Source organism: Microbacterium sp. ARD31 (genome assembly GCF_031844425.1).
On sequence record NZ_JAUZVE010000040.1, the window covers coordinates 52,996 to 64,326 of the forward strand.

An 11,331-nucleotide genomic window follows, 5' to 3' on the forward strand; every position below is an offset into this window, starting at 1 on the left:
CTACTCCTTGGTCGGTGCTGCGGGGGCCGCCGGCGCGGGCGGGTCGATCACCTCGTCGATCACGCCGCGCGCCCATTCAAGCAAAGCCACCCCGGCCACCGGCTGCACGGGGAAGCCGGCAGTCTGCGGCCGCGGCACGAGGATGGTACTGACCGGTGCCTTGACGACGCTGCGCGGATGCAGCCGCTGCAGCCGTACGACGCGCGACTCGGGCAGGTCGACCGGCGCGAACCGGACGTACTTGCCGGCCACCGTCACCTCGCGCACCCCGGCCTGCCGGCAGCGCGCGCGGAAGCGGGCGACGAACAGCAGCGACTCCACGACCTCCGGGGGCGGGCCGTAGCGGTCGACGAGCTCCTCGCGGACCTCGTCGACGTCGGCGTCGAGGCGCACCTCGGCCAGGCGCTTGTAGATCTCCAGCCGCAGCCGCTCGCTGGGGATGTAGTCGTGGGGCAGGTGGGCATCGACCGGGAGCTCGATGCGGACCTCCACGAGCTCCTCCTCCGTGCCGCCCTTGAAGTCGGCCACCGCCTCGCCGACGAGCCGGACGTAGAGGTCGAAGCCGACGTCGGCGATGTGGCCGGACTGCTCGCCGCCGAGCAGGTTGCCCGCGCCGCGGATCTCGAGGTCCTTCATCGCGATGGCCATGCCGCCGCCCAGGTCGGAGTGCTGTGCCAGGGTCGCCAGGCGCTCGTGCGCGGTCTCGGTGAGCGGCTTCTCGGCGGGGTAGAGGAAGTAGGCGTAGGCGCGCTCGCGGGACCTGCCGACCCGACCCCGCAGCTGGTGCAGCTGGGACAGGCCGAGGGTGTCGGAACGCTCGATGATCATGGTGTTGGCGTTCGACACGTCGAGGCCGCTCTCCACCAGCGTCGTGCAGACCAGGACGTCGAAGCGCTTCTCCCAGAAGTCGAGCATCACCTGCTCGAGCTGGCGCTCGTTCATCTGGCCGTGCGCGGTCGCCACCCGCGCCTCGGGCACCAGCTCCCGGATCCGGGCCGCGGCCTTCTCGATCGACTGCACCCGGTTGTGGATGTAGAAGACCTGGCCCTCGCGCAGCAGCTCACGGCGCACCGCCGCGACCACCTGGCGGTCCTCGTAGGCGCCGACGTAGGTGAGCACCGGGTGCCGCTCCTCCGGCGGCGTGGTGATCGTGGACATCTCGCGGATACCGGTGACCGCCATCTCGAGCGTGCGCGGGATCGGCGTCGCGCTCATCGACAGCACGTCGACCGACGTGCGCATCCGCTTCATCTGCTCCTTGTGCTCCACGCCGAAGCGCTGCTCCTCGTCGACGATGATCAGGCCGAGGTCCTTGACCTTGATGTCCGGGTTGAGCAGGCGGTGGGTGCCGACCACGATGTCGATGGAGCCGTCCGCGAGGCCGGCGACGACCTCCTTGGCCTCCTTGTCGGTCTGGAAGCGCGAGAGCCCCTTGATCACGACCGGGAAGCCCGACATCCGCTCGGAGAAGGTCGACAGGTGCTGGGTCACCAGCAGCGTCGTCGGCACCAGCACGGCGACCTGCTTGCCGTCCTGCACCGCCTTGAACGCCGCGCGCACCGCGATCTCGGTCTTGCCGTAGCCGACGTCGCCGCACACGAGGCGGTCCATCGGCACGACGCTGCGCATGTCGGCCTTGACCTCGTCCACGGTGGTCAGCTGGTCGACGGTCTCGGTGAACGGGAAGGCGTCCTCGAGCTCGCGCTGCCACGGGGTGTCGGGGCCGTAGGCGTGGCCCTTCGTCGCCTGTCGCGCGGCGTAGAGCTTGATGAGCTCGGCCGCGATCTCGCGGACCGCACGGCGCGCCTTGTTCTTGCGCTTGGTCCAGTCGCCGCCGCCGAGCCGGTCGAGGCTCGGGTTCTCGCCGCCGACGTAGCGGGTGACCTGGTCGAGGGTGTCGGCCGGGACGTAGAGCATGTCGTTGGGGCCGCCGCGCTTGCTGGCGCCGTACTCCAGGACGAGGTACTCGCGCACCGCGCCACCGATCTCGCGCTGCTTCATCTCGACGAAGCGGCCCACGCCGTGCTGTTCGTGCACGACGTAGTCGCCGGCCTTGAGCTCGAGCGGGTCGATCTGCCGCTTGCGGCGCGTCGGCATTCGCCGCATGTCGCGGGTCGAGGTCTTCTGGCCCGACAGGTCGTCACCGGTGACGATCGCGACCCTGGCCTCCTCGTCCACCAGGCCGTGGACGAGGTGCCCGCAGGTCACCGTGACGACGTTGGCCCCGGCCGGCTCGCCCTCCTCGACGAGCCGGGCGGCGATGTCGTTCTCGCCGAGCAGCTCGACGAAGCGCTCGGCCGGGCCGTGGCCGGCGTGGACCACGGCGACCTCGAGGCCGTCGGTCACCCACCCGCGGATGTCGTCGACGGCCTTCTGCAGGTCGCCGCGGTATGCCTCGGCGGGGTGCGTGGGCAGGGTCCGGCTCGGCACGCCGGCGGTCTCGGCGTCGGTCAGGGCGCCGGTGGGGGCGTCGTCGGTGTCGATCCCGAACGGGCTCACCGTCCACCAGGCATGCCCCAGGCCCAGCGCGTGGAGCCGCACGTCGGCCATCTCGCGGTAGGAGGCGGCGCCCAGGTCGATCGGGGCGGTGCCGCCACCGGCGGCAGCGGCCCACGAGGCGCCGAGGAACTCCTCGCTCGTGGCCACCAGGTCGTGGGCGCGGGTGCGGGCGCGCTCGGGGTCGAGGACCAGCACCGTCGTGCCGGCGGGCATCAGGTCGACGAGGAGCTCCATGCCGTCGACGAGGACCGGGGCCAGCGACTCCATGCCCTCGACCGCGATGCCGGCCGCCATCTTGTCGGTGAGCTCGAGCAGCTGCGGGTGCGCCTGGCCGAGCTCGGCGGCGCGACGGCGTACGTCGTCGGTGAGCAGCAGCTCGCGGCACGGCGGCGCCCAGAGCCGGTCCACCTTCTCCAGGGTGCGCTGGTCGGCCACGGCGAAGGCGCGGATCTCCTCGACGTCGTCTCCCCAGAACTCCACGCGCAGCGGGTGCTCCTCCGTCGGGGGGAAGACGTCGACGATCCCGCCGCGCACTGCGAACTCGCCGCGGCGCTCGACCATGTCGACGCGGGAGTACGCCGCGTCGGCCAGGCCGCGCACGACCTCCTCCAGCGGCCGCGAGTCGCCCGGCGCGAGCTCGACCGGCTCGATGTCGGCGAGGCCCGGCACCTGCGGCTGCAGCAGGCTGCGGATCGGCGCGACGACCACCTTGAGCGGGCCGTTGGCGGCGTCGGTGCCGGGGTGGCGCAGCCGGCGCAGCACGGCCAGGCGGCGGCCGACGGTGTCGCTGCGGGGGCTGAGGCGCTCGTGCGGCAGCGTCTCCCAGCTCGGGTAGTAGGCCACGGTGTCGGGGTCGACGAGGTCGGCGAGCTCCTCGACGAGGTCCTCGGCCTCGCGCGAGGTCGCGGTCACCGCCAGCACCGTGCGCCCGCGCTCGACCAGGCCGTGCACGACCACCGGCCTGACGGCGCCGGGACCGGTGAGGTCGAGGCTGGCCTGCACCGCGGCGTCGGCGAGCGCGCCGCCGAGGGTGGGCGCGGAGACGAGGCGGTGGGCGAGGGCGAGGAGTGGCGTGGACGACACCGTGGATCCCTTCGAGAGCACGCGAACGACCCCCGTTCGCCGGACGAAGGGGGGATCGTGAAAGTCTACGGGTGGTGCCCGACAGCGGCGCGATCGGGATGAGGGGCCGACCTGGCGGACAACTCCGGGTTTGTCCCGGGCGTCACAGGGGTAGCACCACCGCACAGCGACCGGCACCCGAGTGCTGGTCGGACCAGATCTTCCACCGAGAGGAACAACGGGGAACATGCGCATCACTCGTCTCGTCGCCGGTTCGGTCACGGCCGGACTGCTCGGCCTCGCGCCGATCGCCGTCGCCGCGCCCAGCCACGCCACGGAGAACCTGACCACCACCACCGCCGCCACGCCCAGCGAGACCCAGCTCGAGTACGGCGACGACCTCTACGTCAGCGTCGACGTCGACGCCTCCAACGGCTCGAGCGCCAGCTACGGCACCTCGACCCTCTACGCCATGGAGGCCGGCACGTCCGCGTGGGTCCCGGTCGCCACCGGCACCTCCGCCTCGAGCTCCTTCTACGACGTGAAGCCCCAGGCCACCACGACGTACAAGGTCGTCTACAGCGGCTACACCGCCACCTCGACCTACCAGAACAACTACGCGCCCAGCGAGTCGGCGCCGTTCACCGTCAGCGTGGCCCGCAAGATCACCTACCCGAGCTCGGGCTTCGTCATCAAGGGCAAGGTCACGCCCGACTACGGCAACAAGAAGATCGTCATCCAGGTCAGCAAGAAGCAGAACAAGGGGTTCAAGAAGTACAAGACGATCAAGACCAAGTCCAACGGCAAGTACAAGGTCACCCTGCCCAAGCGCGGCGGCACCTGGTACTGGAGCTTCACCGTCAAGGGTGACTCCCGCTTCACCGCCAACGGCTTCGTCTGGAAGACCACCGTCTTCTGATCGACACCGTCTCCTGACGCTTCCTCGACAGACCCGGCAGAGCACGCTCTGCCGGGTCTGTCGCGTCCGGGGCTGTGTGAGAGTGGAGCCATGACCCGTACGCCGCTCCTCGCCGCGCTGCTGCTCGCGGTGACGGCCTGCGGTGGCGCCGCGCGGACTCCCCCACCGGGCGACGACGCGCGGCCCGCCGACGCGGTGGTCTCGGGCGAGGCGCGCGAGGGCGACGACGTACCCGCTGAGCTCGAGGCCGCGCTGGCCGGGACCCCGCGCCGCCCGGCCGGTCCCGCGGAGGCGGCGGCGATGGTCGCGGCCGCGCAGCGGGTGATCCGCTCCGCGGACCCGTCACCGGACCTGCTCGCCGCGGCCGGGCACACCGCCCAGCTGGCGGTGCGCGAGACCGCAGGGCGGCGGACCTGGCTGCCCCGGGTGCTCGAGGACCTGCGCCCGGCGGACCGCCGCTGGCTGCGCGCCAACGTCGCCGCCCGGCGCGAGTTCCGCTCGATGCACCCGGTGGCCGACCGCGACCTGGCCGACGAGCTTCCGGCGTGGCGGATCGTGCCGCCGGCGTCGGAGCGCACCCTGGTGCGCAGCTACCGCGAGGCGGAGCGCCGCTTCGGCGTGGACTGGGAGTACCTCGCGGCCATCAACATGGTCGAGACCCAGTTCGGGCGGATCCGCGGGACGTCGGTGGCGGGCGCCCAGGGGCCGATGCAGTTCATCCCCACCACGTGGGACATCTACGGCGCGGGCGGCGACATCGACGACGCGCACGACGCGATCCTCGCCGCCGGCCGGCTGCTGCAGGCCAACGGCTTCGCCCGGGACAAGGGCGCCGCCCTCTGGCGCTACAACAACTCCTGGGCCTACGTCCGGGGCGTCACCCACCACGCGGAGGTGATCCGCCGCGACCCCCGCCAGCTCGGCGGCTACCTCGCCTGGGAGGTCTACTACCTGACCCGCGCCGGGAGCGTGTGGCTCCCCGAGGGCTACGCCCACCGGCGGCCCGTCCCGGTGCGGTCGTACGTCGCCGCGCACCCCGAACGGCTCCCCTGACGGGTCAGTCGGCCGGCGGACCCGCGTCGACCTCGGCCTGCGAGCGCAGGATGCAGAACTGGTTGCCCTCCGGGTCGGCGAAGACCACCCATCCGGTGCCAGGGCCGTGCTGCCCGCGCTGGTCGGCCACCTCGACGGCCCCGAGGCCGCGCACCCGCTCGACCTCGGCGTCCCGGCTCCCGGCTCGCGGGCGCAGGTCGAAGTGGATCCGCTTGGCCGGCAGCTCCGCGTCGGGCACCTCGATGAACAGGATGCTGTGGCCGGTGTCCGGGTCGAGGATCATGCACTCCTCGTGCCCCGGCTCGTTGGGGTCGCCCGCCACGTCGACGTACCCGAGGAGCTGCTTCCACCACTCGGAGAGCTCGTAGGCGTCGTGGCAGTCGACGGTGGTGTGCGAGACGAAGGAGGTCATCGGATCACTCCGTGCCGTGGCGGCGGACGAAGTCGATGATCGCCTCGGCGAGCTCGGGACGGCACACGATCAGGTCGGGCAGCGAGGTGTCGTCCTCGTTGTAGACCAGCGGCGAGCCGTCGACGCGGCTGCAGTGCAGCCCGGCGGCGCGGGCCACGGCGACCGGCGCGGCGTTGTCCCACTGGTACTGCCCGCCGGCGTGGACGTAGGCGTCGGCGAGGTTGCGCACCACGCTCATCACCTTCACCCCGGCGCTGCCCATCGGCACCAGCTCGGCGTCCATCTCCGCGGCCAGCGCCTCGACGAAGGCCGGCGGGCGGCTGCGGGAGACCGCGATCCGGGGGCGCTCGGACGTGCGGGGCGGTACGACGCTGGGCCGGCCGGTCGAGAAGGTCTCCCCGAGCGCGGGCTGGGCGACCGCCCCGGCGACCAGGTCGCCGTCCTCCCAGAGGGCGACGTGCACGGCCCAGTCGTCGCGCGGCGGCTCGGAGAACTCGCGGGTGCCGTCGAGCGGGTCGATGATCCACACCCGGCGGGCGGTGAGCCGGGACTTGTCGTCGGCGGCCTCCTCGGAGAGGACGGCGTCGGTGGGACGGTGCTTGGTGAGGATGCGGTCCAGCTCGGCCTGCGCGGCGGCGTCGCCGGCGTCCTTGAGCGCCTTGCCCTCCAGGCCGTCGTCCCCCGCCCGGGACCGTACGTCGAGCAGCACGGTGCCGGCGCGCTCGGCCGCCCAGACGGCGAAGGCGTGGTCGTCGAGGGCAGTGGGATCGATCATCTCGGGGCCCCCGCGTCGAGGGGAGCGAAGCGAGGCTCGTCGTGGGGTGAGGTCATGCGCCCGAGCCTAGCGACGGGCCACGGACTCCTCGTCGGCAGGCGCGGCCGCGCGCGGGCGCGGCACCAGGTCGGCGCCGTCGCCGACCTCGTGGACCTGCCGGAGCATGGCGACCGCCTCGAGCTGGGTGCGCGCGCCGAGCTTGGCGCGGAGGGTCTTCACGTGGCTGCGGACGGTGCCGCTGGTGACGCCGAGGACCTCGGCGACCTCGCGCACCCGGCGACCGGACGACAGCAGCTCGAGGACGCGCAGCTGCTGCGGCGTCAGCGTGCGGACCGTCTGCACGAGGTGCTGGCGCCTGTCAAGCGCCTTCGCCCACGCCTCCCGCATTTCGGCTCTTTTCTCAAGATCCATCAAGCGCTCGCCGGAGGCGAAGCGCTGCACGACCCGGGCGAGCTGCATCACCGAGGTCGCCATCGACACGACCTCGACCGCCTCGCCCTCGAGGAGGCCGCCCCACCACGGGGCCGGCGGGCCGGCGGTCACCACCGCGATCCGCGCCTCGCCGAGGGCGAGCAGGCGGGTGATCTTCTCCCGGACGCCGCGACTGTCGAGCGCGTCGAGGATGACGACCACGTGCACGGCAGCGCCCTGCGAGATCGCGACCTCGGCCTCGTGGACGAACGTCTCCCACGGATGGACCGCGACCGGCGTGCCCTCCGCGCCCAGCGCCGCGCCGACCGCCTGGGACACCAGCAGGTGCGGGGACACGACCCAGGGCGGCGCCCCGACGCCCACTCCCGTCCGCGCGTCGTCGCGGTCGCGTCCCGATACGCCCATCACTACTCCCTCGCGCAAGACGATGATCCCACCCTGAGGGGGGAGGGCCCACCCGTGAGCGCCAGCCGAGCAATGTGCACCGTTTTGGGGAGACGGTCGCCACGTCCCGCGCCTGTCGGTCTTGAAAACCCCTGCCGATCCGCTGGGTGCTGCCTCAAGGGAGCCTTGACGAAGACTTCGGGAGTCCTGATGACGGCGGACCAGACCGCTTTTGCCACGTTTTCGGTAGGCACCCACAATCCATGAACACCCCCACAACCGGCACCACCTGCCTCTTCTGAGCCGGCTCTCCCGAGGAGCACCTCAGTCAGGCCGCAGGAGCGCCGGACGCACAGATCGACAGTTCCAGCAGTCAGCGTCATCACATGGGGGGAAGCACATGCGTGGGGAGATCATCGGGGGACCGCACCGCCGTCGGGCGGTGCTGGCCACGGGGCACGGGGGGCCTCGTGGGACCAGGTCGGACCGCAGGACGGTCAGCGAGGTCCTGACGAGGTGGGTCGTCGCGGCGACGGCACTGGTGGCGGGGCAGGCCCTGCTCCTGTCGCTGCTGACGTTCGGCGCCACGTCGTCTCGTGACGTGGCCGACCTGGTGTCGCAGCTGGGCGTGGCCGTCCTCGGGGTGGCCCTCGTGATGGGGGCCCTCGCGGGCGTGCGACGCGCCACCAGCCTCGAGCGGAGGCGGGCCGAGGACGTCGACCGGGTCCTGGTCGCCGCCACCCGTGACCAGCGCGAGCAGCTCCACGAGCTGCGCAGCACCGTCGCCGGCCTGGTGAGCGGCTCGGCGCTGCTCGACAACCCGGACATCCCGGCCGAGACCCGCCAGCACCTGTGGGCGTCCGTCCGGCGCGAGCTCGACCGCATGGAGCGGCTGCTCAGCAAGAAGGACGAGCCGGCCGCCGAGATCGACCTCGACGAGGCCCTCGGCCACATCCTCGACCTGCAGCACCTCAAGGGGCGCCGGGTCGAGTTCCGCAGCAACGGCACCAAGGTGCGCGCCCGCTACGACGCGCTCGCCGAGACCGTCAACATCCTGATGGACAACGCGGTCACCCACGGCGGCAGCGAGACCAGCGTCGTCGAGGTGGTGCAGCGCGACGACGAGACCGTGGACATCCGGGTCACCGACGACGGGTGCGGCATCCCCGAGGACCGTCGCACCGAGATCTTCGAGTGGGGCCGCAAGGGCGAGGGGTCGCCCGGCGAGGGCATCGGCCTGCACCTGGCCCAGCGGCTGATGAGCGAGGACGGCGGGTCCCTGCGGCTCGCCGAGGACCAGGGCGTCGGCTCGTCCTTCGTCATCTCGCTGCCGGCCGCGCGCCGGTCCACGGAGAACGGGATCGTGGAGGACAGCCATGCATGGCTCCGCTCGGGCTGACCACCGCGTCCTGATCATCGACGACCACGTCCTCTTCGCCGAGTCCCTCGAGCTGGCGCTCTCCCTGGAGGGCTACGACGTGCGCCGGCTCGAGATGCCCGCCGAGGGCGGCTCGATGGCGACGCTGCGCTCCCTCGCCCTGCGGGCCAACCCCCGCACGGTGATGCTCGACCTCGACCTCGGTCGGTTCGGTGACGGGATGAACCTCATCGCGCCGCTGGCCCGTGCCCACGTCAACGTCGTGGTGCTGACCGCGTCGGAGGACGTCGGGCGCTGGGGCGGCTGCATGCGGATGGGCGCCCGCAAGGTGCTCCCCAAGAGCGGCGCGCTGCAGTCGGCGCTCGCGACCGTGCGCCGGCTCCACCAGGGCCTCCCGGTCATCGGGCGCGAGGAGCTCGAGTCGCTGCTCGACGCGTGGGCCCGCGACCGCCAGGCCCACGACGACATCCGTCGTCGCCTCGACCTGCTGACCCCGCGCGAACGCCAGGTCCTCGGTGCGCTGATCGACGGACGCACGGTGCGCACCATCTCGCAGGACAGCGTCGTGTCGGAGGCGACCGTGCGCACCCAGGTGAAGTCCATCCTCAACAAGCTCGAGGTCTCCTCGCAGCTCGCGGCGGTCGGGATGGCCAACCAGATCGGCTGGCGGCAGGGCGCCTGAGCGCCCTGCCGGGCCCGGCCCCTGCGTGGCTTTGCCGCATTTACGGCATGCCGCACGGCGGGCGAATTCCTAGGGTCGTGGCATGCGGTGCCTGGGGAGGCACGTGCCACGTTGGGCCAAATGGGGGTGGGCATCACATGACCGAAGCAGTCACGGTGCAATCGACGATCACCGACGCGCTGACGGACTCGCCGGCGCGACGCAGTCGCATCATCGCCGTGCCGCGGCCGCGCACCGAGAGCGCGCCCGCCGTCCAGGCACGTCCCGCACCGCGCCGCAGCCGCTGGGACTCGCGGGTGCGGGTCGCGACCGAGTGGACGGCCCTGTCCGCCGTCGCGGCCGCCGCCGCCCTGCAGGTCCGGCTGCCGCTCTGGATCGCTCCCCTCGCGGCCGCCGGCTGGGTGCTGGCCCTGGCCGTCATGGGTCACTACCGGCGCACGACGCTGGGTGACAACCGGGCCGCAGCGTTGCTGCGCATCGCGAAGACAGGCGCGATCGCCCTCCTGGTCGCGGTGGCGGGCACCCCCCTGTCGACAGAGGCGGCCGCCCCCGCCGCTCTGTCGGTGCTCGTCATCGCTCTCGTCCTCACCCACACCCTGCTCGTGCTCGTCGCCGGACGACCCCGGGCCCGGATCGTGCTCGCCGGGCACCCGCGCGACATCCGCGACGCCCTGGTCGAGCTGCGGACCGTCAACCGCGACGACGTCGTCGCGGTCTGCCTCACCCGCCGCAGCAACCTGCCGTTCCTCGACATCCCGACCTACCTCGGCCTCACCGAGGCGGTGCCGGCACTCGTGACCGAGGAGGCCGACGCGCTCGTCGTGCTGCCCGGCCGGCACACCGCGCCGGTGGCGCTGCGCCGCCTGCAGTGGGAGGTCGCCTCGGTCGGGGGCGAGATCTACCTCGGCACCGGTCTCCTCGACGTGGAGCCGCAGCGGGCGCGGGTGGTCTCGACCGCCGGGCTCGACGTGCTGCACGTCGCCCCGGCCGCCCTCGACAGCCCGCGCCGCGTCGTCAAGGACGTCGTCGAGCGTGCGCTGGCTCTCGCCGCCCTCGTGGCCTTCCTGCCCCTGCTGGGCGTGCTGTGCCTGATGATCCGCCGCCAGAGCCCGGGTCCCGCCCTGTTCCGGCAGGAGCGCGTGGGCCGCAACGGCGACCTCTTCACGATGATCAAGCTGCGCACGATGGGCACGGCCGCCGAGGAGGAGCGCAACACCCTGACGCTCTCCAACGAGCTCGACGGCGTGATGTTCAAGATCAAGTGCGACCCCCGCGTCACCCCGCTGGGCCGCAAGCTGCGCCGCTACTCCCTCGACGAGCTGCCCCAGCTCTGGAACGTGGTGCGCGGCGACATGTCGCTGGTGGGACCGCGACCGGCGCTCCCGGGCGAGGTCGAGAACTACGACGTCGACCCCCGCCGCCGGCTGGCGGTGAAGCCGGGCCTCACCGGCCTGTGGCAGGTCTCCGGTCGCTCGGACCTGTCGTGGACCGAGTCGGTGCGCCTCGACCTCAAGTACGTCGACAACTGGTCGCTGCGCCTCGACGCATCGATCCTGGCCCGCACCGTGCGGGCCGTGCTGGGGCACCGCGGTGCCTACTGACCGGCCCCGCCTGGTCGCCCTCGCCGCCTGCCTCGCCGCGGCGCTGGCGCTGGGCGGCTGCGCGGACGACGCCACACCCGGCGCCACCCCCGAGGACACCCCCGCCGCGGCCGCCCCCTCCACCCGGGCGGACG

The 11,331-nt window shown here is 72.6% G+C and carries 9 protein-coding genes; 5 read left to right on the forward strand and 4 right to left on the reverse strand.

Annotated features, from left to right (window positions below):
* On the reverse strand, positions 1 to 3,582 hold the full coding sequence (mfd, locus tag Q9S36_RS40875; RefSeq protein ID WP_311290484.1) for a transcription-repair coupling factor: 3,582 nt from the start codon (positions 3,580 to 3,582) through the stop codon (positions 1 to 3).
* Positions 3,583 to 3,808: 226 nt separating this feature from the next.
* Here mfd and Q9S36_RS40880 point away from each other — a divergent pair, with 226 nt between their 5' ends.
* Together Q9S36_RS40880 and Q9S36_RS40885 are read left to right on the forward strand one after the other, a co-directional pair.
* Positions 3,809 to 4,480 (forward strand): hypothetical protein, encoded by a 672-nt coding sequence (locus tag Q9S36_RS40880; RefSeq protein WP_311290485.1) that lies wholly within the window; start codon positions 3,809 to 3,811, stop codon positions 4,478 to 4,480.
* 90 nt (positions 4,481 to 4,570) lie between these two features.
* On the forward strand, positions 4,571 to 5,533 hold the full coding sequence (locus Q9S36_RS40885) for a lytic transglycosylase domain-containing protein (RefSeq protein WP_311290486.1): 963 nt from the start codon (positions 4,571 to 4,573) through the stop codon (positions 5,531 to 5,533).
* A 4-nt stretch (positions 5,534 to 5,537) separates the two neighbouring features.
* Here Q9S36_RS40885 and Q9S36_RS40890 read toward each other — a convergent pair whose 3' ends face one another.
* The 3 genes from Q9S36_RS40890 to Q9S36_RS40900 all read right to left on the reverse strand — a co-directional run bounded on the left by Q9S36_RS40890 (position 5,538) and on the right by Q9S36_RS40900 (position 7,557).
* A complete protein-coding gene (locus tag Q9S36_RS40890) occupies positions 5,538 to 5,945 on the reverse strand; it encodes a VOC family protein (protein ID WP_311290487.1) in 408 nt (135 codons plus the stop codon).
* 4 nt (positions 5,946 to 5,949) lie between these two features.
* The gene (locus Q9S36_RS40895; RefSeq protein WP_311290488.1) at positions 5,950 to 6,720 is read right to left on the reverse strand and encodes a 3'(2'),5'-bisphosphate nucleotidase CysQ; all 771 of its coding nucleotides are present in this window, start codon (positions 6,718 to 6,720) and stop codon (positions 5,950 to 5,952) included.
* 66 nt (positions 6,721 to 6,786) lie between these two features.
* The gene (locus Q9S36_RS40900; protein ID WP_311290489.1) at positions 6,787 to 7,557 is read right to left on the reverse strand and encodes a LuxR C-terminal-related transcriptional regulator; all 771 of its coding nucleotides are present in this window, start codon (positions 7,555 to 7,557) and stop codon (positions 6,787 to 6,789) included.
* A 379-nt stretch (positions 7,558 to 7,936) separates the two neighbouring features.
* On the opposite strand from Q9S36_RS40900, the gene Q9S36_RS40905 reads away from it, so the two are divergent.
* The 3 genes from Q9S36_RS40905 to Q9S36_RS40915 all read left to right on the forward strand — a co-directional run bounded on the left by Q9S36_RS40905 (position 7,937) and on the right by Q9S36_RS40915 (position 11,197).
* The gene (locus Q9S36_RS40905; protein ID WP_311290490.1) at positions 7,937 to 8,935 is read left to right on the forward strand and encodes a HAMP domain-containing sensor histidine kinase; all 999 of its coding nucleotides are present in this window, start codon (positions 7,937 to 7,939) and stop codon (positions 8,933 to 8,935) included.
* On the forward strand, positions 8,913 to 9,596 hold the full coding sequence (locus tag Q9S36_RS40910; protein WP_311290491.1) for a response regulator transcription factor: 684 nt from the start codon (positions 8,913 to 8,915) through the stop codon (positions 9,594 to 9,596). The genes Q9S36_RS40905 and Q9S36_RS40910 overlap by 23 nt, the downstream gene beginning before the upstream one ends.
* A gap of 137 nt (positions 9,597 to 9,733) precedes the next feature.
* The gene (locus Q9S36_RS40915; protein WP_311290492.1) at positions 9,734 to 11,197 is read left to right on the forward strand and encodes an exopolysaccharide biosynthesis polyprenyl glycosylphosphotransferase; all 1,464 of its coding nucleotides are present in this window, start codon (positions 9,734 to 9,736) and stop codon (positions 11,195 to 11,197) included.
* Positions 11,198 to 11,331 lie beyond the last annotated feature (134 nt).

What these genes read in the sequence shown, in the direction of transcription:
- Q9S36_RS40880 (WP_311290485.1), top strand. Translation starts at nt 3,809, where the DNA reads ATGCGCATCACTCGTCTCGTCGCCGGTTCGGTCACGGCCGGACTGCTC.
- Q9S36_RS40885 (WP_311290486.1), top strand. Translation starts at nt 4,571, where the DNA reads ATGACCCGTACGCCGCTCCTCGCCGCGCTGCTGCTCGCGGTGACGGCC.
- Q9S36_RS40890 (WP_311290487.1), bottom strand. Translation starts at nt 5,945, where the DNA reads ATGACCTCCTTCGTCTCGCACACCACCGTCGACTGCCACGACGCCTAC.
- Q9S36_RS40895 (WP_311290488.1), bottom strand. Translation starts at nt 6,720, where the DNA reads ATGATCGATCCCACTGCCCTCGACGACCACGCCTTCGCCGTCTGGGCG.
- Q9S36_RS40900 (WP_311290489.1), bottom strand. Translation starts at nt 7,557, where the DNA reads ATGGGCGTATCGGGACGCGACCGCGACGACGCGCGGACGGGAGTGGGC.
- Q9S36_RS40905 (WP_311290490.1), top strand. Translation starts at nt 7,937, where the DNA reads ATGCGTGGGGAGATCATCGGGGGACCGCACCGCCGTCGGGCGGTGCTG.
- Q9S36_RS40910 (WP_311290491.1), top strand. Translation starts at nt 8,913, where the DNA reads ATGCATGGCTCCGCTCGGGCTGACCACCGCGTCCTGATCATCGACGAC.
- Q9S36_RS40915 (WP_311290492.1), top strand. Translation starts at nt 9,734, where the DNA reads ATGACCGAAGCAGTCACGGTGCAATCGACGATCACCGACGCGCTGACG.